Here is a 24364-nt window from a genome sequence, read left to right on the forward strand (position 1 = left end):
GTGATCGGATGACCGGCGGTCAGACTATAGGAGCGGCAACTTCCGGCCTACAGGGCGATGTTCGCTGTCGCCAATTCGTGGCAGGGACGCGACGTGGCTGGTCACGCCCGGTCCCACACATGCAGGACGGCCTGCGCGTACGCCAGGCGGGGATCCGGTCCGGTCGTGGAGAAACGGTAGACACGGCCCGTCTGGTACTCGATGGCGGCGTCCGACCCACCGTCCGCGCGCCACCGCGTCCACGTCGGGGGCTCCAGCTCCCAGGCGGCCTCCTTCTTCGCCTCGCCCTTCTCGCCGAGCAGCAGCCAGATCGCGCCCTGCGCGGCCATGACCGCCCAGCACAGGAAGTACAGCGGGGAGATCAGGACCATCACCGCCCATGCCTTACGGGTGCCCACCTCGCCGTCCAGCGGCCGGCCGCCCTGAGCGGACCGCACGCTCCAGCGCACCCGACGGGGCCAGGGCAGGAAGCGGCCGCCGCGCCGGGTGATCCGGCCGACCGGGACGCCGTCGGCGCCGTACACCTCGTAGACGCCGTCACCCACGGGCCGTACCGAGCACAGCGGTTCACCGGCCGCGCCGCCGACGGTGAACGGCGGGCGAGCCTGACGGCCGCCCTTGGGGGCGTCCTGCGGCACGTGGACGTACGCGAGCGGGTGGCCCTTCGTCGCCTCGTCCGCCGAGAGAAGGGTGACCGTCGGCTCGCCGGGCCCGACCTTGTCGTACCGCCGCAGGCGCTTGTGGTGGGAGACCTCGACGGCGGTCCTCGCGACGGGGGGCTGCGGCTGGTGCTGCTGTTGATACTGGTGTTGATAATGCGGCTGGTATTGCGGCTGGTATTGCGGCTGTCCCGGTGCCTGGCCCTGCGGGGCCCCATCCTGGCTGCTGTGGTTCATGGCCGCCCAACTGTCGATGCCGATGCCGATGACGATGACGATCGACAGACTCTCAAAGGTGGGTCGGGTGTGTCGCGGGGCGGGTGGGGGTGGACGGGCCGGCGCCGCGACGTCCACAGAACATTCACGCGACAGGGCCACCCGGAGAGGGCCGTCCCGAGGGGCCCACAACATCTCCACCAGGCCTTTTCGCGACGTCCGCGGTGTCCGGTGATCCGTGTCGGCGGGCGGCCGGCGTGCTTGTAGGGTGTCATGTGCATAACGGGGAGGCTGGGGCATGAGCGGTGGGTCACCGCTCGTGCGGACACGCTGAAGTTGATCGTCTGAGCGAAACGCTCCATTTCACTGCCGGCTTGGCGGCCATGGGCTCCCCTGTGCCCGCGCGGACACGTCCTCGTCCCGCGCGCCATCGATGTTCAGGGGGAGTGGGAGTCCATGTCGTATCCTCCGCCGCCCGGAGGGCCGGGCGGCGCGTATCCGCAAGGACAGCAGGGGCAGTACCCGCAAGGGGCGTATCCGCAAACGCCGTATCCACAGGCGCCGTATCCGTCGCAGACGCAGGGCGTGCCGGGACAGTACGGCTATCCGCCCGCCCAGGGCTGGCCCGCGCCCCCGACGTACCCGCAGCCTCCCGGCGGAGGCGGTGGCGGTGGCGGCCAGGGCAAGGGCGGGCTGAAGAAGGCCGTCATCGGCGTGGTCGTCCTCGCCGTGCTGGCCGTGCTCGGCGTCGGCGGGCTCGCCGCGTACCGGGCGCTCGGCGGCGGCGACCTGCCCACCGCGTCCGACGGCTCCCAGGGCGAACAGCTGCTCGGCTCGAAGGACATCGAGGCGCTGCTGGACGGCCGTACGGAGGCGTTGCGCGGCGGTGACGAGGACGCGTACCTCGCCCCCTTCACCGGAAAGGCGAAGGAGACCCAGAAGAACCTCTACGAGAACCTGCGGAAGATCCCGTTCGCGCAGGCCGAGTACGCGGTCCTCAAGACCAGCGGCACCAGCACCGACGAGTACGGCGACGGCGCGACCATCGCCCTCGACGTGGCGTTCGTGCACAAGATCCAGGACGTGGACGTCCGCCCGGTCTCCGAGTGGTACCGCTGGATCATCAAGCGGGAGTCGAAGGACGCCGAGCCGCGGATCACCAGGGTCGGCCCGTCCCCCGGCGCCTACGGCTCCAAGGGGTACGTCTTCTATCCGGCGCCGTGGGACCTCTACGAGGACATGCACGTCGTCAAGAAGGACCACACGCTCACCATCTCGGACAAGAAGTACGCGGCCGACACGGACCGCTTCGCGCCGTACATCGAGAAGGCGGCGAAGGACGACATCGAGATGTGGAAGGCGAACGGTCCCGAGGGCACCGAGACGCCGACCGGGTTCGTGGCGGTCCTGGAGCGGGACCGCGCGACCTACTCCTCTCTCTACGGCTCGGAGTCCGCGGAGTGGGAGGCCGGCCAGAGCGTGCCGATGCCTACCTTCAACGCCGGGTTCGCCGGGACGGAGAAGGACCTGGAGTACGGCGGTGCGCGGATCAAGATGGACATGACCGGGAGCCGGTTCACCAACGAGACGTACTGGCCCCAGCTCGTCCAGGAGATCTCGCACCACGAGTTCGCGCACGCCATCGTCCAGCCGCTGGAGGCGTCCGCGGGCGGGTTCGCCGAGGAGTCGCGGACGCGGTGGTGGGTCGTGGAGGGCTTCGCCGACTACGTCGCCTTCCGCTTCGACAGCGAGCTCGGGGCGTGGAACGTCAAGAACGACGTCACCGGCAAGGAGTTCAGCGGCACGCTGCCCGCGGATCCGGGGGTCGGCGACGAGGTCTCGACCAACTACTCGGTCAGCTATCTGGCGATCCGCTTCATCGCCGAGAAGAACGGCGAGGCCGCGGCTCTCCGCTTCGTCACCGACCACTACCGCCATCCCGACCGCCTCGACGCCCAGTTGCGCACGGCCACGGGGATGGGGGAGAGCGAGTTCCAGGCGGCCTGGGCGAGTTACGTGAGGAGCAACAGCTGATGACGACGGGAGACGGGATGCAGGGGGGTGGCGGACCCCAGGGCGGTGCCGGCGCGTATGGCGGTGGCGGCGCGTGGGGGAGCGGCTCGGGGCAGGGGGGTGGCGGGGCGCCGGGGGACGGCAGGGCGCCGGGGAACGGCGGTGTGCTGGGGAGCGGCGGTGTGTCGGGGAACGGGGTGCCGGAGAACGGGGTGCCGGGGCAGCAGCCTCCGGTTGGGTCGCCGCCGGTTCCGGGGCAGGCGCCTTCGGCCGGGCCGCCGTCGGTGCAGGGGCCGTCGCAACAACCCCTCGTCGGGTCGCCGCCGGTTCAAGGGCAGCCGTTGCAGCCCCCGTTGGGTCCACCGCCGGTCCCGGGGCCACCCCAACAGCCCCCGGTCGGGTCCGCGTCGGCGTACGGGCAGTCGCAGCCGTCCTCGCCCGTGCCCGGGTACGGGTATCCGCCGCCGGGGGCACCCGCGCCCGCGCCGGGCTACGGCTACCCGCAGCCGCCGGCTCCCCCGCAGGGACCCGCGCCGCAGCAGCACGGCTACGGATACGGCGGCGCCCCTCAGCCGACCCCGCCGGGAGGGCTGGGCGGACCGGGCGGACCGGGAGGGCCCCAGCCGGTCGGCGTGCCACCACAGAACCCGCCCGGCCCGCCACCCCACACCCCCACGCCGTACGGCACACCGCAGGGGTACGGGTTCCCGCAGCAGGCCCCGCCGCAAGGCGCCCCGCAGCAGTCGTACGGCATCCCGCAGCACCCCCAGCCCTACGGTCACGCCGGTCATGTCGGTCCCGTCGGCCCGATCGGCGCGCCCCCGCCGGGCGGCGCGCGCAAGAAGCCGGTCGGGATGGTCATCCTGCTCGTGATGGCCGTACTCGTGCTGAGCGGGGCCGGATTCGGAGCCTGGTACCTGCTCGTCGGCTCGGCGAGCAACAACGTGCTGTGGAGCGTCGCCGCCCCCAAGCGGGACGGAGACGCCAACGACGCGATCCTGGGCGCGAAGACGCGCGGCACCTGGTTCACCGACAAGGCCGTGGTCCAGACCCTGACCGACGGCGTGAAGGCGTACGACCTCGCCGGCGGCAAGCAGTTGTGGGCCACCGCGCTGCCCGGCGACAGCAGCGAGGCGTGCGTCGCGCCGGAGAACTCCTCCGGGAACGTCGGGATCGTCGCGTACGGCGAGGGGAAGGCGTGCGACCACCTCGTGGCGTACGACCTGGACACCGGCGAGGAACTCTGGAACAAGGACCTGAAGCCAGGTGACTCCACGTCCAAGGAGGACGTGTCGGTCGCGCGGGCCGGCGACGTCGTGGTCGTCAGCGCCGGCAAGGTGACGCTGGCGCTGAAGGCGGCCGACGGCTCCACGGCCTGGAACCCGGGCCGCTTCGCGACGGAGGACTGCGGCACCGGCCGGTTCACCGGCGGCAAGGCGCTGATCCGGGTCCGCGGCTGCCAGGTCAACGACTTCGACGACCCCGACTGGGGCCAGAACTGGGACGAGGTCTCCCTGATCGACCCGGCCACCGGGGAACCGCGCTGGACGTACCACCACAAGGTCCCCGAGGACAGCTTCGGCGAGATCGACGGCGGCGACGTCATCTCGACCTCCCCGATCGTCCTGATCCGGCACGGCGACGACGGGGACGCCCTCTTCTCCCTCGACGACGAGACGGGGAAGGTGCGCAGCCAGTTCTCCCCCGCCAAGCCGGCGGAGTACGTCACGACCGGCGACTCCGAGGGCGGCCCCTGGTCGGAGGCCGGCGTCTTCGGCGACACGTTCGTCATCGGGGTGTCCGAGGCGAAGGAGAAAGGGCTGCTGGTCGCCTACGACCTCGACAGCGGCAAGCAGCTCTGGAAGACCGAGCCGGTCGAGTGGCGGCACTTCTACCCGCTGCCCGCCGCGGGCGGCGACCGGATCCTCGCCTACATGACGAACAACGACAACGACAAGGGACCCGAGCTGGTCGAACTCGGCGCGAAGGACGGTGCGTTGAAGACGCTCGTCGAGTACCCGTCGGACGTCGACAAGGGGATGTCCGTGTTCGCCAGGCCCTACTGGAACGACGACCGGCTCTACGTCTCCGAGCCCAACCCGTACGTCTCCTACGGCGAGAAGGCGTACTCGCTGGCGGCGCTCCCGACGAGCGACTAGCGACGATTGGCGACTAGCGACGCGACGGTGCCCGACTCTCAAGTGAGGGTCGGGCACGGTCCGTTCGGGCGGGCACCCGGTGATTCAGACCAGGCGCAGGACAACGACCGCGACGGCACTGCCCAACGCGCACGCGAGCGCAAGGGAGTTGAGCCTGCCGCCGGGGTGGTTACGGGCGCGCAGGGCGGCCCGGACTCCGGCGGCGGCGACCACGGCCAGCGCGCCGTTCACCGCGACCATGGTGGAACTCTGACCCGGCATGGTCGCCACAGCGAGGGCGGCCAGGACGACGAGTGCGGAGAGGACGGCGAGAAGGGTCGCCGGGGTCCGGGAAGGGGCAGGTGAGGGGGTACTCGTGGCCAGGTTCTCCTGGCTGCTGTCCCCCGTGTCGTTCATCAGCATGCGCGCCAGGCTACAAGATCATCGCGATGGCGCCTCTCGACGCGAAACGCCCCCATCGCCTCCCCCTCAACTCCCTTCACAGAGCCCTCTCGTGCTCCCACGCCCCCCTCCCGATCCCACTGGTACCTTGCCTTTCCTGCGCCTTTCAGCCATCGGGGGATCCAGTGAGCCAACCGCCGTACCAGCCACCGCCACAGCCGGGTCAACCGCCGTGGCCAGGCCAGCCTGCACAGAACCCGTACAACCCGTACGCGCAACCTGTCCCTCCACAGCCGCAGCAACAGCCGTACCAGCCACCGCCGTTCCAGGCGCAGCCTCTCGGTCAACTGGCGAACGCCGGTGAGGGCGGCGGCGGAAACCCAGTCGGCGCGCTCTTCCTAGGACTCTTCGCATCAGTCCTCGTGTCGCTGCTCTACAGCGGTCTCATCGTGGCCACGTACAAGGACCAGTCCGTCACCACGGCCAACGTCCTCTACCTGGCCCACGCGCTGCTCAATGGCGCGGTCGTCGGCCTCCTCGTCGGCTCGGTGGCCCGTCGTAACGCCGGCGCGAGGATCGGCGGATCGATCATCGCGGCGCTGGGCGCGCTCTTCGGCTACACCAACGCCCTCCCACTGATCTTCGCGTGGGAACAAACCCCCAAGGCCGCCATCGACCTGTTCACCGCCGAGCCCCTCCTCCCCCTCAAGACCTGGTGGAACGACGAATCATCCGGCGGCATCGACTGGTTCTCCCCCCTGGGCCTACTGCTCGCGGCGGCCACGGCATGGGGATTGGCGTACGCGACGGGTAACAGGCACCGCCACCCCTGACGTTCGCTGTCCAAGGACGACCGGCGGCGCGCTCCGGCTGTGGGGGCGCGCCGCCGGTCGGGCGTGGGGGGCGCTCACCTGCTCGACGGTACGACTACCTCGCCGCCATGACTCTGACTGTCGCCGTCGCTCTCACCAAGGCGAGCCATCGCCTGCACGGTGAACCCGACTCCGGGGGCCAGCACACCCGCCGCCGCGACCCACCACCGCCAAGCACCACCGTCCGGGACGAGCAGCAGAGCGGCAAGACAGCCGAACGCGGCCGCGAACCCCAGGACCCCCGGCAGGGACGCGGTGACAAGCCACCCCGCCCCGAGGTCCAGCGTCCGGACCCGCCGTTCGGGGTCCGGGTCCGCGGGCTCGGCGATCCCGTCCGCTACGACCTCCTCGGCAACCCGAACCGGCACCGCCCCCGGCAACTGCCAGCCGTCGTCACTCACCAACTCGGCGAGGACGTCCCGGCCTCGACGCCGGCCAGGATCCCAGAGCAACAACCCCTGCGCACCGGCCAGCACCTCTCCGGCCACGTCAACGCCCATCTGCGAGTGAAAGGGAATCACCCGCCCACCCCCCTCCAGCACAAGTCCCCGCACCCGCCGGGTGTTCTCCCGCCGCTTCTCTTCATCAGCCGCCTCAGGACTACCGGGCGGGGGCACTTCGGTGTGCTGTCCAATACCAGTGACGGCGACTCGTAGGGTGCGCCAGGCGGGGGTGACGGTGCGGGCGGGGCGACGGATGCTCTCGGTCCGCCATGCGCCGATGAGCAGAGCGAGGGTGATCAGCGCCCAGAAGCCACCGATCACCCAGCCGTTCCCGAACTGCACTGCACGACCCGCGAGTTGACGCTCCACGTCCTCACGCTGATCGTCACCGATGGCCCCTAGCTCCGGGCGCTCCGGTACGTACGCCACGTACAGTTCGCTGCCGATCGACTTCCGCCGGTTGGTGGCCGCCTCGAATGTCGCGGGCACCGTGTCTCGTACCTTCCCCGAAGGGAGCAGGACGGTGTAGTCAGCCGTAGCGGAGGAACGAGGGCTCCAGCCCGCGTCCTCGTTCTCGATCCTCACGATGGGGCGCTTCTCGATCACTGCGCCCGCTTCGGCCAGAACGGCGCTCGTTCCGGTGCCCCGCGCGTCTGCGGCGGCAAGCGCCACCCACAGAGCCGCCAATGTGGGCACCGTGACCAACAAGCTGCTCAGTCGGCCCCAGGGCCAGCGTGCTCCGCCCAATCGCGACGGCACGGCGCCCTCGCTGTGTCCCGGAGTCGCCGAGGCGGCCTGAACAGCCCATCGATAGGTCTCGCGACGGGATCGGCCTCCCCCGAGAACCACCGCCACGCCCCACACCACGACGCATACGGCCAGCGTCGTCAGCGAACACCCCAGGACGACTGCGTGCACTGGGGTGGCTCCCAGGAACAGCGAGGCCACGATCAGCACGACAAGAGCCACCGGAGCGGCCACGGCGACGAACCTGCCGCACCGCGGAAAGTGACGGTCGCCGGTCCCTGGTTCGGCCTCGTTCCACTTACTTCTCATCCGAACGCCCCGTACTTCTGTGGATCCGGCCGCTCCCGCAGGGATCTGGCATCCTCACCCGCACTCTTCCTTGCTCCAGCGGCCGCCCCGGGCTTGTCCTTGTCCGCGTCCGCGTTGGGATTGCCGTTGACCGTGGCATCGCTGGACTTGGCAAGGTTGCCGACGGCTCCCAGACCGAAGCCGATGGGGGCATTGGTGGCCAGGTCCCCCGTGAGACTGTGGGCCCGAGACAGTGACCGGCCGTCTGTGGCCCGGTGAACTGCCGTGCTTCCCGCTCCGCCGCTGAGGCCTCCCGTCATGGCTCCGAGTGCCATCTGTGAAGCGTCGAACTGCTGCCTGTTGTGGAGGTTGTTGAGGGTATCCCCGGTCGCAGAGGAAAGGCCGCCCACCACCGTGCCGTCCACGGCCGTCGCGATCAGACCCCCGCCGAGCCGCGAAGCCAGGTGACCTGACAGGAACTGCCCGCCGAGGGCGCCGACCGCGCCGTTGACGGCGTTGTTCGCGAATTCGGGATCCTCCCCGGTAGCGAGGTTCGTGACGACTCCGGACCCCGTTCCGGCAGCCCACTGCGCTCCCAACTCGACGACCAGGCCCACCGCCTTCTTGTCTCTCACAAAGGTGCGGAGGCCCCGGAAAATACGAGCCGCGGCAGCCAACAGCCGCCCCAACTTCGTCGCCGCTTCGGCGGCTTCCGCCGCCAACCGCAGAGCGTTCGCCACCCCAGCCGCCGCCGAGAACCCGACCGTGACGAAGGACAAGAGCACGGACGCCCCGATCGAGACCCCGATCTCGAGGTAGATCTGGTGGATCTCCTCGTTGATCTCCTCGATGTTGTCGGCGGCCTCCTCCAGCCCCTTCGCCGCCCGCTCGAACAACGGCAGCGTCTCCTCGACCGCCGCCCCGATCTTCTCCCAGTGCTCACGGAACGCGTCGGCGGACTCCCCCCTCCACTCCTCCCCCAGCACCACCCGCACCTGCCGGTCGAGCGCGCCGTACGCCTCCTCCAGTTCCTCCCCGACGACCCGCCAGCCCTTGGCCGCCGCACGCAGCACGTCCGGCCGCCCGCCCGGGTTCACGACCTCGATCCCGGCCTCGTAGAGCTTCTCGGCAGCCCCCTCCCCACTCACCGCGCCCCACCACGGAACAGCTCGGCGAGCGCGTCGTCGGACGCCTCGGAGTTCCGCGCGTTGGTCTTGAGCGCCTGGCCGATCTCGTCGAAGTGACGCGCCAGGTTCCCCAACGTCGAGGCCATCTCCGCGGCCAACTCGACGTACGCGGACGTCACTTCCTCGGACTCCGTCAGAAACCCGAAGCCGTCATGGATCTGCTCGGCCCCCGTCCTCCCCTCAAAACTCCGAACCGCTCCGGCCAGGTCGTACGCCCTCGACCCGAACGCGTTCCCCAACCGGCCCAACGCCTGCGCATGTAAGAAGAAGTCACGAGACACGCGACCCTCAACCGCCCACCGCCCGAAGAGTCACGGAGCGGCACACGATGGAGGGACACGAGCCGAACCCGCCGGTGGTCACAGCCACGCATGCGGCCGCTGCGGTCTACGGAAGCGCGGCCGGTTTCCGGCATCCGTGGCGGGAAGCCGACTCCGCGGCGAAGTGCTGGAGATCGGCCCGTTCGCTCGGGGTGAGGGGCTTCGAGGTGAACCGGCGGTCGCTCTCCTCGACCGGGGTGGCGTGGTAGTACCCGATCCCCAGGGCGCCCTTGCACGTTGCCGACGCCCACGCCGTGTCGCTGTCGATCCCGGAAGGGGTGTCGTGACCCCCGTACTCGCCATCGACGACCGCGTCGGACACATCGCTGAAGGGGCCGTACGCGGCGGTGAGTTGAAGACCACCGACGAGGAGGCACTCTTCGACCGGTGACTTTCCTACGTCGGTCTCGCGCACCGTCCGCGCGGAGGTCATCCCCTCACAGGTCCCCGTGGCCTCACCTGCCGGCACGGTCCTGGCGGCGGCAGAAGGCGCGGTGAGACCGTCCGCGTCTCCCGGCTCCGACACGCACCCGGTCTTCTCCGCCGCACGCTGCGCCGTTCCGGTGACCACGCGGGCGAGCTTGAGGCGTACGGCTTCAGTGACTTCGGTGTCGTAGGGCGACCCGGCTTCGACCAGTATTCCGGTGCCCTCCTCCGGCCCCCAGTTCTTGCAGTTGAGCAGCACTGATGCGGTGGCTTCCTCGTCGTCAGTGACCATCAGGCCCTGCCAACCCGCGTTCAGTGGTGCGGGAAAGCTCTTCTGATCTCTCTGGAACGTATAGGCGCCATAGGCGCTGAGGGCGCCTGCCGAAGTCTCGACAGCGATCTCGGCGCCGCCGACTTTGCACCGCGTGGCCAGACCGGGAGGCTCCGCCACGTCGTCCGAAACGTCGAACTTCCAACTGGCCGTGTGGAATCCGAGGCCCGACAGAGTGAGCCTCGACTTCCCCACGAGATCCAGTACCGGGTCGACGGGGAGCATGCCGCTGCACACCCGGCCGACCCGGGTGGCCGGATACTGGAGCTGGAATCCGTAGAAACCGGCGCCCAGCACCGCAAGCGTCACCGCGGACCCGATCAGCCGACGCCCGCCTCTTCCCCGTAGGAAAGTCCTGTGGTTCAGACGCATGCCGTTCGTCAGCCACCCGTCCCGCTCGGGGAGGCCGAGCCGGACGGCGCCGCGGAGGGGGACGCCGAGCACTTGAACACGTCGTCATCGAGGTAGTCCGTGGCGATGGTCAGCGCGGAGACGAACGCCTTGGTCAGCGAGTCGTCGAGGTCCCGCGCCGGGGGCGGCTCCTTCACCTCGATCTCCAGCACGGCGTGCTCCTTCGTCTTCTCGCCCGGAATGGCGCAGGGCAGCGCCAGCCACGCCCGGTTCTGGTGCACATATCCCGCGGCCACCCTGACCTTGGTCCGCTCCAGGTATCCGGTCGTCGAACCGACCTTGAAGGTCTTGACGGTGGAGGGGCCCGGAGACCTGTACCTGTCGAGGTTGTCAATGGTGTCCGAGTGGAAGAGGTAGTCGATCTCCGCGGCGTGCTTCTTGCCGTAGAGGTAGCAGCTGCCGACCGCGGTCCACTTGGTGGGAGAGAACTTGTCGACGTCCTCATCGACGACACCGCTGTCGCCGGCGAGCGTCTGGAAGGCTTCTCCTTCGAGCTTGCCACCACACACCGGCTTGCTCTCGTCGCTGGTCTTCTCGTCTGAGCTGCTGCAACCTGCGGCAGCCACCACGGTGACTGCGAGCGCGATCAGGTAGCGAGTTCTCCGAGGAGCGCGGGACAACACGGCGATCACCGTCCGTTCACTGAGGAGTTCCAGGTGGCCCCCGCTGTATGCCCCGACTTCGCGGCCTGTTCCACGGAGCCGGCCAGCTGGTTGAGATCGTCCTTCGACATATGCCGCCCCGAGTTCTCGATGGCTTCCCGCACCGAGGCGGCGCTCGATTTCCCTACGGCGTTCCAGCCTTCGGCGTACTTGGTGGCCGCTTCCCCCTTGGCTTCGTCCGTGGTGTCTTTCTGAACCTGTTCCACCACCATCGCCTGGATATCCTCGACGGCCCAGCCGGCGATCGTTCCCACAATCGGTGCAGCCGTTCCCGTCGCAGCGCCCACCGCCATGCCAAGGCCACGTCCGACCCATTTGTCACCGGTAGCCACGGCGTCGTTGAAGTCCTTGTCGGAGGCGGAATGTTCTTCGAAAATGGCCTGGTTACGGGAGTCGCTGAGAAATCCCGCCACGACGCCGCCGGGATAGGTGACATTCTCCATCGCGGCAGTCAGGTTCGACGGATCGCCCTTGGCCACCTCCTGCATCCAGATGGCTGTGTTGGCCTTCGACGCCTCGGTGATCGCGACATAGGCGTCAGGGTCCCGTCCGACCGTCGAGATGAACGGCTCCAGCGTGCCCATGTCGAGGTGCGCGTCCGCCCCGAAGGGTTTGATCGTGCCCTGTTCGTTGGCGATGGCGCCCTGCACATCCGCCATGTACTCCGCCGTCATGTTCCCCAGGCTGTCGCGCATTGCGTCCCGGGGTGAGTCGCTGGCCAGGCTCGGGTCGCCGCCGATGGTGTCCACGACCTCCTTCATCAGGGCCGCGCGCTCGGGCGTGTGCTTCACCGGTGCGGCGCCCTCGTCGTCGTACGAGCGGCCGCTGGTGGCGGATTCCAGCGCGTGGCCGAGGTTGTTGTAGCCGCTGGGGTTCCCGGAGTCACCCGTGTAGCCCGGGCCCTCGGGCCAGTGCCGGTCCTTCAGCAAGTAGTCGAGGTGGTCGACCTTCTCGCCGTTGATCGTGGCGTCGGAGGTGAGGAACTCCGTGGAGGCGTCCGGGTTGTGGCCCAGGGCGTCCATGTAGCCGGCCATCGGGTCGAGCGCGCCGATGTTCGTGGAACCCAGTGAGCGTGGGTAACCCCAGTACGCGTCCGGGTTCTGGCCCGCGTTGGCGCCGTTCTTCTCCGCGGTGATCAGGGCGTCGCCGTAGTCCTGGAGGAACTCCTTGTCCCACTTGCCCTCGCTCATCAGGCTGCTGGTGAGCTGGTAGCCGCTGAGGCCGTACGGGGACTCGGACGGGTTGGCGTTGAAGTCGCGCTGGCCTGCCTTGAGGAGGTCGTTCTGGAACCTGGTGATGTCCTTGTCCGGCGCGCCCTTGTCGTCCGACGTGGTCGCCGTGCCGATCGTGGTGCCCAAGTTCGCCTTGAGCTCCTTGAGTTGGGCGAGCTGCGCCTTGGAGAGCGTGGTCCCGGCCGGCGGGCTCATGAGCTCGTTGTACTTGTTCAGGACGGTGTCCGCGCTGGTCTTCTTCACGAAGTCGCGGGAGAACTCCGGGTCGTCCTTGTTCGCGGCCAGCAGCAGGTTGAGCTTGGTGATCTCGGCCTCGCTGAGCCGGTCCTTCTTGTTCATGAGGGCGGCGGCCTGATCGGCCTCGACGGCGTCGAGAGTGGTGTAGACGCTGGTGTTGAAGCCCTGGCTGTCTCCGTTGCCATCGCGCTCCAGGGCCGCGCTGGCCGCCTCGTCGGCGGCGGTGGCCGCTGCCAGGACGTTGGTCAGCCGGGAGACGAGCGAGTCCAGCTTCTTCTTGCGCTCCTCGGCAAGTCCCGGCGTACCGGAGGCTGTTGGGCTGTCCTGGCGCGGGTCGACGTCCTCGACGCGGCCGTCGTCGTACACCTTGTAGTGGTCGCTGCGGGCTTCGTCGAGCAGGGCGTGCAACTGCTTCTGGGAGGCGGCGAATTCACCGTGCGCGTCCAGCAGCAGCTTGCCGATGCGGTCGGCCTCGGTGGCGGCGTTCTCGTACTCCGTGCGGGCCTTGCCCATGGTGACGAAGGCGGCGTCGGCGGCCTCGCCCTCCCAGTGGCCCTTGAGGTGGTTGATGACGCGCTGCTCGAACTCGCGTTGCAGCGCCTCGTACTTGGCCGGCAGTGCCTTCCAGGACGCGGCGGCGTCGGCCAGCGGGCCGAGGTCGGCCTTGTCGAGGTAGGGGATGGACACCATGTGCGACTGCTCCTAGTGACGGGGTTCGACTCGATGGGCGGCCCGGGCGGCGCGGGTGGCACGGCGGCCACGGCCCGGGCGGCGGCTCACCCGAAGGGCGTGCTGATCGAGTTCTGCCGGGCCTGCTCCTCCTGCTCGGTGCGGGTGTAGTGCCCGGTGGTGGTGTGGAGCTTGTCGCTGATGTCCTGGAGCATGCGCTTGAGGTTCGCGACCTGGTTGCCCCAACGCAGGTCCATCGTCATCAGGGAGCCGGCCGTGGACCAGGAACCCGCGTCGGGCGGTCCCGGAGCGGTGTGCTTGTTCAGACCCCTGACCGCGCTGAGCGTGTCGTCGTCGGCGGTGTTGTCGACGTTCTCGGTGTCACCGCGCAGTTCGACGAGGGCGTTGGCGGACTCGTCGAGGCGCTGCGTCTCGACGTTGGTGGTTCCGCCACCACCGCCCCCGCCGCCTTCAGCGGGCAGCGAGTTCAAGCGCGTCTGCGTACTTCCGCCGCGCTGCGGCCCATCGAAGGGAGTACTCATCCCTTGTCCCATCCCCGTTGTGAAAAGTGGCGGGCATGTCCGGGGCGCTCACGCACCCTGCGACCTAGGCGAGGACATGCCAATCAACGGGCCGAAGATACCGGATCCTCCTTTGGGTGACCGGCCATTCCGGGCCGCGGAGAACACCACCGCAATGACCACATGATCACCACACGAAGGCCCGGCGCCATCGGGGGACCTGCTCGGCGAACGCGGCCTTCATGTGGTCCACGTCCGGTTCCGCAGGACCGCCTGGGCGTAGGCGACGCGGACGTCGAGCCGCCGGGGATCGAGGTGGTAGACCTGGTTGATCCCCCGGTAGTCCAGGGCGACACCGACTCCGGCTGTACGCCACCGGGTACGTGTCGGGCCGTTCAGACCGAGGTCGCTCGTGTCTCCCTCGAACAGCGAGTACACCAGCATCCAGAGCAGAAGGAGCGACCAGGCCGGGAAGGTCAGGACGTACGCCGCCCAGGAGTACCAGCTCCCCACCCGGCCCGTGAAAGACCGGGGCGCGGGCGTCGGCACACCGTCGGGGCCCGGCGCGTCGGCAAGCCGAACCGTCCACCGGATCCGGCGCGGCCACGGCAGAAACCTGCCCGCACGACGCGTGATCCGGGCCAGGGGCGCGCCGTCGGCCGCGTACACGTCGTACGCGTCCGGCCCGGCGATCTCGACGGAACACATCGGTCCGCCGTCCTGGCCGCCGTAGACCGAGAAGGGAACGGGCGGCGGACCGCTCCCGCGCACCTCCGCCAACGGGACGTCCTCGGGTCGGGCACGCCAGAGCCGTATCGTCGACGTCGCTCTCGCCCCGGGCCGGGCTCCTCCGGGAACCGGAGTGCCCGGCCGCACCACGAAGGCGTACCGGGGATCCGGCGGCTCGATCCGGGCGTACGGCGATGAAGCGGCCCGGTCCCACGGACGCGTGGTCGGATCCGCTCCCGGCCCGGATCCGGCCTCCTCGATCGGGCCGCTCACGGACACCGCAGCCGCAGCCAGCCGGGCACTTTCGCCTCGGCGCCCTCGACCAGCACCCACCCGAACTCGCCGTGCGCGATCTCCAGGGCTCGCCGCGCGCCGAGCAGCCTGTAGTAGCAGTCGTCGACGTCGAGACGGTGCCTGCCGCCGGAGCAGGGCAGCGGGATCGGCGCCCCGGGACGCGGCGGCACGCAGTTCAGGCAGTGGTCCGCGAGGAACTGCCGGAACTCGCGCTCCTGCTCGTGCGGATCACGGATCCGCTCCAGGCGCAGCCGCTCCCTGTCGACCCAGATCCGGCGCCGCCACCTCGGCTTGCGGGCACGCCCCGTACCCGACCCCTGGACCTCCACTTCGAGGACGGCCAGCAGGAGGAGCGGGATCCGGGCGACCACCCAGACGACGGGACCCCACACCCACTGCACGCAATAACGCGTCCAGATCCGCAGCGCCGACTTGGCCGCTCTGGGCTCCCACTTCTTGGTGAATCCACTGGTCATGCTGCTCATCCGAATGCCTCCAGCCCTCGATGGGCCAGATCCTTGTACTTCTCGTATTTGCCGTGCACCTCGTCGGAGAAAGCCGTCTCCGCCGATTCCACGAACTTGTATCCGCGGTAGGCGGTCTCGGCTCCACGCGAAACCCACGAGGTGGGGTCTATGAAGGTCTTGCCGTTCTCGCCCAGCTTCACGGCGTCCGCCAGACCAGGGATCTTACCCAGCGGAGTATGGTCGATGATTTTCGGGAAGAGATGCTCGTCCGCCCATTTGACGGGACTGGTCAGCGGCCTCTCGTATCGTGTGGCGTCACCGAAGACCCGCTCCGTGGCCATCGCCAGCCGGTCCTTGACGGAATCGGCCGTGACCCGGTATACCGCTTTACCTTCACCGAACATGCCCAGGAACTTCTTCGACTCCAGGAACACTTCGGCGTTCTTGGCCTTCCCCGCGATCTCCGCTATGCGCTCGGTCGCCTTGAAGGAATCGGCCCCGATCTCAACGCCCTTGAAGGCTCCTACGGCGACCTTGCCGCCCTTGATGAGATCGCCGAACGGTACGAATCCCGCGATGTCGAGGCCGATGTCGAGCCAGGAGCCCTTCTGCGCGCCGGCCGCCCAGCCCGCCGCGTGGAAACCGAGCGCCCCGGCGTTCAGGATCCGGCCCGCGATCTCGAAGACCACAGCGCCGATGACCGTCTCGGAGAACACGATGGCCAGCACATCGCACGCGGCGGCGGCCATCCCCAGCCAGTCACCGATCTTGTAGATCGTGTCGGCGTGCTTCTGGATCCACTCCCAGATGTCCCCGGCCAGGTCCTTGATCCTGTCGCCGAGCCCGTCGAGCGCGTCCATGAACCGGTCGAAGAGACCGGGTTTGTCCGGGGCACCCTCCGCGGCCCTGCGGATGGCTTCGGCGGCGGCCCGGGCCGCCTCCTCGTGGTCGCTCAGCAACTGCTGGGCCTTCTTGATGACGGCGTTCAACTCGCCGGTGGCCTCGTCGACCCGCCCGACCGCGTGATCGAGCCGCCGCTGGGCGTTGTCCAGTGCCGCCTCGGTGTCGAAGGTCTTCCCCGCGAGGAGGAGGTCGGGGTTGGCCTGCGCCTCCTCGAGCAGACGGCGGGCCTCCTCGGCCTCCCGCTCGTACCGCGCGGCGAGCGTCTGGAAGTCGGTGAGCCGGGAGTGCCACCGGTTCAGGGCCTGCGCGGCATCGATCAGCGAACTGTGGCCGTCGGCAAGGTACTTCGGCAGCTCCCCGACCTTCTTGGCGAAGCCGGACGCCGCGTCGCCCTCCCACACGCCGTCGGACTTCCCGACCTTGGTGAGCGTGCCGTGGACGTCGTTCAACTGGTTGCCCACCCTGCCGAGGGTGGTGACCAGCTGCTCCACCGACGCCGGCACACCTGGTGCCGGATCGAAGCCGAGCGCGTCGTACGTCTGTGTGCTCATCGTGTACGTCCTCCTCGACGCGGTCAGCCGAACGGGGTGGGGGTGGGGGTGGTGGCCGCGGCGGGGAGGGGCGCGCGGTCGCCTGGCCGCGCCCCGTCCTCGTCACCGCCGTCGTTGCCGTCGAGGTCGTCGTTTTTGAATACGACGGTGTCGGCGATGTCGGCCAGGACTGCCTGGTACGTGTACAGGTCCTGGACGTCGGCGGTGCTGAGCGACATCAGGAGGACCCGGTCCTCCGCGGGGAAGGGCACCCAGATCTCCGTACGCACCGAGAATCTTTCCTGCTCGCCCTCCGGCAGCTCCCAGACCGAACGGGTGCCTGCCACGTGTACGACGGCGGGTCCGGCCGGCAGCCGAACGGGCAGCACGTCTCCCCCGTCCTGGCCGCGCGCCAGCGTCTCTGCGATACCGGCCGCCGCGAGCATGGGATCCGGGTTGTCGAGGTCCTGGACGCTGACGAGCAGGGTGCAGCGGCTGACCCGCTCGGGTGGCTCAGTGCCGTCGGCGGTGCCGCCGACGGGGAAGATTCCGATCGCGCTGTAGACGGCCCCCTCGGCCGCCAGGTGCTGCGCGTTCGCCCCGTACAGGGCGGCGGTGAGCAGGCGCAGGGGCTCCCGCTCCTCCTGGTCACCCCAGTAGTCATGGGCGAACGCGGCCATGTCGGCGTCGAAGGCGGGGCCTTCGGTGGCCAGGCCGAGGGGGATCTGGTGGAACTCCGACTGCACCTGGAAGTGGAACGCCGGTGGGGTGGATGTCCTGGGGGCGGGGTCCGATGTCGGCGGGGTCGGTATGGAGGGGTCCGGTGCGGTGGGGTCCGGTGTGGAGGGGTCCGGTGTGGAGGTCACTTCCCGTCAGCCTTCCCCGACGGGGTGAACGCCTGGGCGATCTGCTCCTCGAGAGTCTCGTAGACCTTCCGGGACTCCGAGAGACCGTCGGTGACACCGGACGTGGCGTCGGCGATGAGCCCGATCCCGTAGCCCCACCTGTCCTGGAACTCGTCGCAGGCCGCCTCCAGGTCGGCGTAGCCCGAACCCTTGGGACCGATGTCCTTGAGCTGCTTCATCGCCGAACGCATGTCGTCGGCGGACTCCCCGAGCTGCGTCACGAGCCGCGCGAGCGCCTCCAACTCGACCTTGTAATAGCCGGGCATCCTTGTTGTGCTCCCCGTTGCTGTCGCGTGTCGGCACCTGGGCCGAAGAAACAGCTGGCGATGGTACCGATGAGGTCACCCGGCACCGCACGCGCCCCGGCATGGACACAGCGTCTTCACGCGAGACGGCGGCCCGGACGCGAGGTCTGCCCGGCAGACACCCGGCAGACCTTGCGCCGACCACGAGACGCGGTGATCACGATCTGCCGTGATCACGACCGAGGACGACTACTCCTTCGGGGCTTCCACGACCGAGCCGGAGGGCGCCTGCGCGTCCACCGTCGTACCGAAGTCGGAGTACGCGATGTCCGGCATGTCGTCGCGGGTGCTGTCCTCCTTGAAGAAGTACGGCTTGCCCGTGGTCGCCACATACCAGGTGACCGACTCCCCGTTCGACGCCAGGACGACGGACACCGCCGGCTGACCGTCCACGGTGGTGACCTTCCCCTTGGTCACCTTGGTGTCCGCGTCGAGCTTGTCGGGCGCGGTCAACTGCTCCTGGTGGCACCAGCTGCCGAGCTTCTGCATCAGCACGTTGCTCGTCGTCCCGTGGAGCCACTTGTCGGTGGAGAGCAGCTTCTCGCCGAGCGCCTCGTTCATCCCGTCGGCGAACTTCGAGTCGGGCTTGGCCCAGACCTCGGCACCCTTGCGAACGACCTGGAAGGAGCCGCTCTTGGCCACGTCGACGGTACCGACGCACCCCGTGGCGGAGAGCCGCAGGTCGCTGGTCGCGCCCGCACGGGACATCTTCTCGTGGAAGGACCCCGCCTCGGCGTTGGTCTTCGTCCCCGTGTCGTAAATCTCCTTGGCGGAGAGCTTCTCGACGCCGTTCGGCTCGGCGGCGGGGCTGGCTTTCGCACTCGCCGACGAACCGTCGGCCCCACTCGCGGACTTCACGGCGTCGCTCTGGCAAGCCGCGAGAGACACCACTGCGGCGGCGGAGAAGACCGCGATGGCAGCGCGCCGGAAGGAAAGGACGTGCGTGTGCACAAATACCCCCGTGGTATTCGGTTGCGGGCAATCTTTCATGATCATTCAATCAGCGAACGGGGGCCCGCCCGCACCCGACCGTCACGCCCTGTGAAGGACCGTCAACTCCCGTCAGCCAACCGTCGACACAGCCGGCACTAGGCCCAGAGCGCCTGGACAAACCCGGAACGACAGCTCGGTGGGGCCGCCACAGCCACCTACCCTCACGAAGATTTCACATCACCCATCACGGAAATCCACTGCATACGGGGCGCCCTCCCCGAAACAGTGCCGTGCGCCAACCCCTCACAGTTCTCGGCACGCTGCAACTCGAACTATGTCCGTGAGAGAGAACGCACGACAGAAAACACTCAGGGTCTACGCGAACGCAGTCTGCGACAGCGAGCCGAGAACTAAGCGCACTGCTCTGCACCCAGCACACAGCGACGGCATGGACACAGGTGCCCATGCCGCCAGCCGGCCACGTTCAAAGAACGTGCCACCTCCTACCCGTCGCTACTGCTGGGGCGGCCACTGGCCCGGAGGCGGGGTGGGCTGCTGGTAGGGGTTCTGCTGAGGTTGAGCGGCCTGCTGGTACGGGTTCTGCTGAGGCGGAAACGGCTGCTGCCCGTACTGCGGGTACGCGGCCGGCCCACCAGGCCCACCGCTCCCGTTCTTGTTGCGCCGCGACAGCTTCACGATCAGGAGAACGATGAGACCAACGACGACCAGAGCGACGACACCGAGGGCAACGAAGAAGAGCATTTGCTTTTGGTTTGCCTTTTCAGTTTCGCCAGAAGACTCGCTATCAGAATTTCCGGAACTTGGAGCTGAGGAGGTTCCAGAAATGGACTGCGGAACTTTCAGTGGCCCGTACTTCGAACCTGCCGGGATATTTTCAGTCAGTGCAGCAAACGGGCGAATAGCACCATAGCCATACTTCTGATCCGGTAGGGAAGTACCTTTCACAGAGGAAGGAAGAACAGCAGTCTTGACAAGACGATTCGCGATCTGCCCGGCCGTCAAATCAGGATACTTCGATCGCAAGAGAGCAGCCGCAGCAGATACGAAAGCAGTCGAGTTTGAAGTTCCATCCCCGATGCGCAGCCGATTCCCCGGCGACCCTGCTCCCACAATGCGTGTAGCAGGCGCATTCAGCATGACCTCTGGTCCGTAGTTTGAGTTCGCCCAGTGCTCACCAGACTTGTCCACACCGCCGACCGCCACAACACCAGCAGCATTCGCAGGAAACGGCAGATCGGGGCCGATTCCATCATTTCCTGCCCCCGCCACAATCAACACATCTTTATTGAGAGCATAATCGATGGCAGCAAGATCTTCAGGGGATGCGCTATTCTCGTACTGAGTGGTCACGAGGGTCATGGAGATGTTAATGACCTTCGCCCCGTGATCGACCGCATAACGAATCTCGTCGGCGAAGCCAGAACCATCTGAAATATTAACACGAATGGGGAGAATTTTGGCCTCTGGGGCAAGACCCATGACACCATCAGCTCCGCCCGCACCATGCCCGTGACCGGCGATAATGGAGGCCATCTCGGTTCCATGATCTTCACCGTCTGGCGAGGCATCATCGTCGTCATCGACGAAGTCTTTGCCCTTGAGGACGTTACCCTTCAGATCCTCGTGCGCGGCATTGACCCCATTATCAATAACTGCAACCGTTACACCTTTCCCCTTGGAAATCTTCCAGACGGATTCGGCTTGCAGCGCGTCCAATGCCCACTGATCGCGTCTGGTCTGATCCGCGGAAGCAGCGGGAGCCGCTGCGAAGATCAACGCGCCAGTCACAGCCGTAGCACTCAAGGCACGCACCGTTCGCGTAAAGGCCATCCCGTCTTTCCTCTCCGGTTACCACACGTGGGCGTGACCCGAAGGCCACGCCCACGCATCCTGTCACGAGCCCATGAGCGTCAAACGACTACTCGATGACGCGCGGCGCCGCATTCGTCTGCGGGGCCCAGGTCTCCTCGTCCTCGATCAGGTAGTCGGGACGCTCGCCCTCGCGCTGCTCTTCGTCCTCCGGGCGACCCTTTCGGCCTCCAGGAGCGCCGACCATTCCTCCCTTGCGGACGGCGTTGGCTCCCCGGCCTGCGGCGCCGCGGCTGCCGTGCAGGCCCGAGCCGCCGGCCGTACCCCTGCCTGCGCCTCCTGCGCCGGCCTTGGGTGTGCCACCGACCACGCCGCCACGCGATGCGCCACTGGCACGCGCGGCACCGGCCCTGGCGCTACCCGCGCCGCCTACGCCTCCGGCACCTGTGCGTCCTGCCATGCCCGCGGCTCCAGCGCGGGCGGCGCCAGCTCCAGCGGCAGCACCGCCAACCGCGCCTCCTACGAAGCCTGCGCCACCACCGAAGCCTCCACCGGCAGCGGCTCCGCCGCCAACCGTGCCAGTGCCGCCCATTGAGGGCGCTCCGGTTCGACCACCAGAAATACCGTCAATCGCAGTGCCAACCTGAGGTTGCGCGGTGGTCGGCTTGTGTCCGCCACCTGTAATGCCTGACGGCGGAGTTACAGACTTCGCAGAGCCAATCGGGGTCGCCTGTCCTGTGCGAGCTGTGCCTGTGGCTACACGCTGCGGACTTCGCGTCGCGCTCTCCGTCGGTACAACCACGGGTGCTGGTGCCACGCCACCCGGATCCCCGGGATAGTCCTCATCTTGGCTGACCTGCTTGCCCTTTTGCCAAGTCCCCATCTCCGCAGCCCGGCTGTTATAAGCCGCCCCCAGCGCCTCCATCTTCACGGCCATGCGGAGTTGTGCCTCGCGGCCCTCCGACAGGCTGCCCGCGTTGTTGTCGAGGGCCTCCTGGGAGCCGGCGCCGCTCTTCAGGGCGTTGTTCGCGCCCGAGTCGTCGCGGTCGCCCATGTTGCCGATGTAGTCGAGTGCGCTGGAGACCTTGCCCGGCTTCTCCATCGCCAGGACCTCGGGCTTGATCTCGTCGAGCTTCGCGGCGGCGCCCCGGAGGGACACCGATGTGTTGTCGGCGTACTTGGAGCTGTCGGTGATCTTCTTGCTGATCACCTGCGCCCGCGCCTTGAACAACTCCGCGCTCTCGCCTTCCCAGTGGGCGAGGACGTGCTGGACAGCCGTCTCGAGGCTCTCCTTGATCCCGCCGCTTCCGACGAGGTCCTTGCTAAGTGCCGTCCAGGCGTCCGCGACCCTCCGTACGGTTCCCGGGTCGGCGTCGCGGACCATGGCCTTCATCTGGTCCATGTCGTAGTCGAGCCCGAACGGCGTGGTGTGCTTCGCCGAAATGCACTGATTCGGCGCGACGTACTCGAAGTCGTCGATGTCCTTGTCGCCCATGTCTACATCCCCCTCATATCCACGAAGCAGGACACCTCGTCACTTCCTGTTGAACGCCGCATAGTTCTCCGCCTCAGCATCGCTGTATGCGTCATGCGTCTTCTTCGTCTTCGTCCCGAAGTCGTCCAGCACCTCTTCCAGGTGCGCGACGATCTCGTAGAGACGTTCCTTCATCGCTTCGTGCGCGTCGTACAGCGCCTTGGCCTCGCCGAAGCCCGTCCCGAGCGCACCCTGCGGCAGATACGTATTGCCCATGCAACTCGTCTTCGACGTGGTCATGTCCTTGATCACGCCGTTCAGCTTCGTGATCGTCCCCTCGATCTCGCTCAGATCGACCTTGTACTGCTCAGCCATACTCAGCTCCCCGTTGACTCCACGTTGTTACCCACACCCTGCTTGCGGCGCCAGTCGCTCAGTACTCGGCCGCCCCCGAACAACAGAAGCACCACAGCGAACCCGGCGGCAACCACGTACAACGCGTAGCGCTCGGTGCGTTGTTGTGGTGTTTCTCCCAGGATCAGCGTCGCGGCCTGGACGTTCGCGGCGTCGCCCGCCGCGTTGACCGGGTCGGCCTTGGGGCCGTCCGCGGACGGGGGCGTCGTGTCGTCGTTGACCGCGGCGGCCGGGTCGATGACGCCCCAGCCCACGAAGTCGTCGCGGCCCGGCTTCGCGCGGTCCGCGGTCTGCTCGATCTGGGTGATGACCTGCTTGTACGCCCAGTCGGGGTGCTTCGCGCGGATCAGGGCCGCGACACCCGAGACGTACGGCGCGGCGAAACTCGTGCCCTGGTCGACGCACTGTCCGCCCACGGGGACCGTGGAGACCATGTCGATGCCCGGGGCCGCGACGCCCACGAAGTCGCCCGACTGGGAGAAGGGGGCGCGGGCGTTGTTGCGGTCGGAGGCGGCGACCGCGAGGACACCGGGGTAGGCCGCGGGGTACGTCTTCTCGCTCTTGCCGTCGGCGCCGTTGTTGCCGGCCGCGGCGACGATCAGGACGTCCTTGTCCTGGGCGTACTTCACGGCGCTCAGGAAGGCCGCGTCGACGTCCGCCGGCATCTTCGACGCCGTGTCCTGCGAGATGTTGATGATGTCCGCGCCGTTGTCGGCCGCCCACCTGATCGCCTTGATCATCGTGCCGACATTGCCGCTGCCCTGGTCGTCGTTCTGGCGGATCGGGATGATCGTGGCCTCCGGGGCGAGTCCCACGAAGCCGGTGCCGTCGAGCTTGCGGGCCGCGATGATGCCCGCCACCTTCGTGCCGTGGCCCACCGTGGGGTCGGTCTTGCCGTTGCCGCCCTTGTGCAGGTAGTCCGTGCCGTCCGCCACCGCGCCCTTGAGCTGGGCGTTGACGATGTCGACGCCGGTGTCGATGACGGCGACCTTGACGCCCTTGCCCTTGGTGTTCTGCCAGAGCTGGTCCAGGACGATGCGCTGCAGCGACCAGGGCGTGCCCTTGATGAGGTCGGACGGGAACGAGCAGCTGGTGTTGTCGACCTTGAAGCGCACGTCGTCGTCGGAGGAGTCGGAGAAGTCGGAGGAGTCCGCGGAGTCGGCCAGGACGGTCCGCACCCGCTCCTCGGACGCCGCCACAGCCACGCCCGCGCCGGGAAAGCCAGGCGCCATGCCCGCCAAGGGCAACCCACAGGCCAGCACGGCCAACGCGGCACTCCCCGCGGCGGCTCGACGCCCAAGATCCCGACACCCAACACCCCGGCGCCCAACACCCGCACGCACAGCGCGCGATGCCCCCGATCCCACTGCTTCCGTCCTCCCGTTGTGTTTCCGCACGGAACGCACGGACCGGAAAATCCGTACGCCCCGTCAACCGCCGATGGGGGCGAGCGCGCTCAACGCGCACCCGCCCCCATCAAGCGATCACGTCAGCCGTTCCAGATGGAGGCGTTCTTCGACTCGGTCGCCTGGTAGTTCTGCGCGGCGCCGTCGAGGGCCTTGGCGATGGCCTCCAGCGTCTGCTGCATGGAGGCGGCGCGCTGGTCCCACTCGGCCTGCTTGGCGCGGTAGGCCTCCTGCGCCGAGCCTTCCCAAGTGGTGGCGATCTGGCGGACGTTGCCCTCCAGGTCGTCCAGCTGCTGGCGGATCCGGCCCGCGGTGCTGCGCACGTCCTGCGCGGCCTGGGAGATCGTGGCGAAATTGACGAGAATCTGCCCGGACATCTCTTCTATGTCTCCTCAGATGT

23 protein-coding genes are annotated in these 24364 nt (G+C 68.2%); 3 read left to right on the forward strand and 20 right to left on the reverse strand.

Annotated elements, in window-relative coordinates; genetic code table 11:
- Positions 1-101: 101 nt before the first annotated feature.
- Positions 102-896: a hypothetical protein gene (locus tag ABZ896_RS29645; RefSeq protein WP_360935769.1), complete on the reverse strand. Its 795-nt coding sequence runs from the start codon at positions 894-896 to the stop codon at positions 102-104.
- A 435-nt stretch (positions 897-1331) separates the two neighbouring features.
- Here ABZ896_RS29645 and ABZ896_RS29650 point away from each other — a divergent pair, with 435 nt between their 5' ends.
- Positions 1332-2909 carry a hypothetical protein gene (locus ABZ896_RS29650; protein WP_360935772.1) on the forward strand — a complete coding sequence of 526 codons (1578 nt, stop codon included), beginning with the start codon at positions 1332-1334 and terminating at the stop codon, positions 2907-2909.
- Positions 2910-3328: 419 nt separating this feature from the next.
- Positions 3329-5047, forward strand: a complete 1719-nt coding sequence (locus ABZ896_RS29655; protein WP_360935775.1) for a PQQ-binding-like beta-propeller repeat protein — start codon at positions 3329-3331, stop codon at positions 5045-5047.
- A gap of 84 nt (positions 5048-5131) precedes the next feature.
- Here the strand turns inward: ABZ896_RS29655 and ABZ896_RS29660 are convergent, their stop codons facing one another.
- Positions 5132-5449: a hypothetical protein gene (locus ABZ896_RS29660; protein WP_360935778.1), complete on the reverse strand. Its 318-nt coding sequence runs from the start codon at positions 5447-5449 to the stop codon at positions 5132-5134.
- Between the two features lie 401 nt (positions 5450-5850).
- Here ABZ896_RS29660 and ABZ896_RS29665 point away from each other — a divergent pair, with 401 nt between their 5' ends.
- Entirely contained in the window at positions 5851-6261 is a 411-nt protein-coding gene (locus ABZ896_RS29665) for a hypothetical protein (protein ID WP_360935781.1), read from the forward strand.
- Between the two features lie 74 nt (positions 6262-6335).
- On the opposite strand, the gene ABZ896_RS29670 is transcribed toward ABZ896_RS29665, so the two are convergent.
- The 18 genes from ABZ896_RS29670 to ABZ896_RS29755 all read right to left on the reverse strand — a co-directional run bounded on the left by ABZ896_RS29670 (position 6336) and on the right by ABZ896_RS29755 (position 24341).
- A complete protein-coding gene (locus ABZ896_RS29670; RefSeq protein ID WP_360935784.1) occupies positions 6336-7328 on the reverse strand; it encodes a hypothetical protein in 993 nt (330 codons plus the stop codon).
- Positions 7329-7795: 467 nt separating this feature from the next.
- A complete protein-coding gene (locus ABZ896_RS29675; protein ID WP_360935787.1) occupies positions 7796-8926 on the reverse strand; it encodes a WXG100 family type VII secretion target in 1131 nt (376 codons plus the stop codon).
- A complete protein-coding gene (locus tag ABZ896_RS29680) occupies positions 8923-9084 on the reverse strand; it encodes a hypothetical protein (RefSeq protein ID WP_360935790.1) in 162 nt (53 codons plus the stop codon). Before ABZ896_RS29680 ends, ABZ896_RS29675 begins: the two co-directional genes overlap by 4 nt.
- Before the next feature lie 268 nt (positions 9085-9352).
- Complete coding sequence (locus tag ABZ896_RS29685) at positions 9353-10351, reverse strand: hypothetical protein (protein ID WP_360935793.1); 999 nt, start codon at positions 10349-10351, stop codon at positions 9353-9355.
- Between the two features lie 71 nt (positions 10352-10422).
- Positions 10423-11019 carry a hypothetical protein gene (locus ABZ896_RS29690; RefSeq protein WP_360935796.1) on the reverse strand — a complete coding sequence of 199 codons (597 nt, stop codon included), beginning with the start codon at positions 11017-11019 and terminating at the stop codon, positions 10423-10425.
- A gap of 62 nt (positions 11020-11081) precedes the next feature.
- A complete protein-coding gene (locus ABZ896_RS29695) occupies positions 11082-13274 on the reverse strand; it encodes a DUF6571 family protein (RefSeq protein ID WP_360935799.1) in 2193 nt (730 codons plus the stop codon).
- An 86-nt stretch (positions 13275-13360) separates the two neighbouring features.
- On the reverse strand, positions 13361-13744 hold the full coding sequence (locus tag ABZ896_RS29700; protein WP_360935802.1) for a hypothetical protein: 384 nt from the start codon (positions 13742-13744) through the stop codon (positions 13361-13363).
- 270 nt (positions 13745-14014) lie between these two features.
- Positions 14015-14554: a hypothetical protein gene (locus ABZ896_RS29705; RefSeq protein ID WP_360935805.1), complete on the reverse strand. Its 540-nt coding sequence runs from the start codon at positions 14552-14554 to the stop codon at positions 14015-14017.
- Positions 14555-14772: 218 nt separating this feature from the next.
- A complete protein-coding gene (locus ABZ896_RS29710; RefSeq protein ID WP_360935807.1) occupies positions 14773-15273 on the reverse strand; it encodes a hypothetical protein in 501 nt (166 codons plus the stop codon).
- A gap of 5 nt (positions 15274-15278) precedes the next feature.
- Entirely contained in the window at positions 15279-16718 is a 1440-nt protein-coding gene (locus ABZ896_RS29715; protein WP_360935810.1) for a putative T7SS-secreted protein, read from the reverse strand.
- A 23-nt stretch (positions 16719-16741) separates the two neighbouring features.
- The gene (locus ABZ896_RS29720) at positions 16742-17563 is read right to left on the reverse strand and encodes a hypothetical protein (RefSeq protein WP_360935813.1); all 822 of its coding nucleotides are present in this window, start codon (positions 17561-17563) and stop codon (positions 16742-16744) included.
- Complete coding sequence (locus ABZ896_RS29725; protein ID WP_360935816.1) at positions 17560-17868, reverse strand: hypothetical protein; 309 nt, start codon at positions 17866-17868, stop codon at positions 17560-17562. Before ABZ896_RS29725 ends, ABZ896_RS29720 begins: the two co-directional genes overlap by 4 nt.
- 228 nt (positions 17869-18096) lie before the next feature.
- Positions 18097-18765, reverse strand: coding sequence for a hypothetical protein (locus tag ABZ896_RS29730; RefSeq protein ID WP_360935819.1), 669 nt, complete (start codon positions 18763-18765; stop codon positions 18097-18099).
- Between the two features lie 588 nt (positions 18766-19353).
- The gene (mycP, locus tag ABZ896_RS29735) at positions 19354-20577 is read right to left on the reverse strand and encodes a type VII secretion-associated serine protease mycosin (RefSeq protein ID WP_360935822.1); all 1224 of its coding nucleotides are present in this window, start codon (positions 20575-20577) and stop codon (positions 19354-19356) included.
- Between the two features lie 202 nt (positions 20578-20779).
- The gene (locus ABZ896_RS29740; protein ID WP_360935825.1) at positions 20780-22165 is read right to left on the reverse strand and encodes a hypothetical protein; all 1386 of its coding nucleotides are present in this window, start codon (positions 22163-22165) and stop codon (positions 20780-20782) included.
- Positions 22166-22204: 39 nt separating this feature from the next.
- The gene (locus ABZ896_RS29745; RefSeq protein WP_360935828.1) at positions 22205-22519 is read right to left on the reverse strand and encodes a hypothetical protein; all 315 of its coding nucleotides are present in this window, start codon (positions 22517-22519) and stop codon (positions 22205-22207) included.
- 2 nt (positions 22520-22521) lie between these two features.
- Positions 22522-23790 carry a type VII secretion-associated serine protease mycosin gene (gene mycP / locus ABZ896_RS29750; protein WP_360935831.1) on the reverse strand — a complete coding sequence of 423 codons (1269 nt, stop codon included), beginning with the start codon at positions 23788-23790 and terminating at the stop codon, positions 22522-22524.
- A 257-nt stretch (positions 23791-24047) separates the two neighbouring features.
- Positions 24048-24341, reverse strand: a complete 294-nt coding sequence (locus ABZ896_RS29755; RefSeq protein ID WP_360935834.1) for a WXG100 family type VII secretion target — start codon at positions 24339-24341, stop codon at positions 24048-24050.
- Between the last annotated feature and the right edge of the window lie 23 nt (positions 24342-24364).

The sequence above is a fragment of the Streptomyces sp. NPDC047072 genome (assembly GCF_040643855.1).
Classification (GTDB): Bacteria; Actinomycetota; Actinomycetes; order Streptomycetales; family Streptomycetaceae; genus Streptomyces.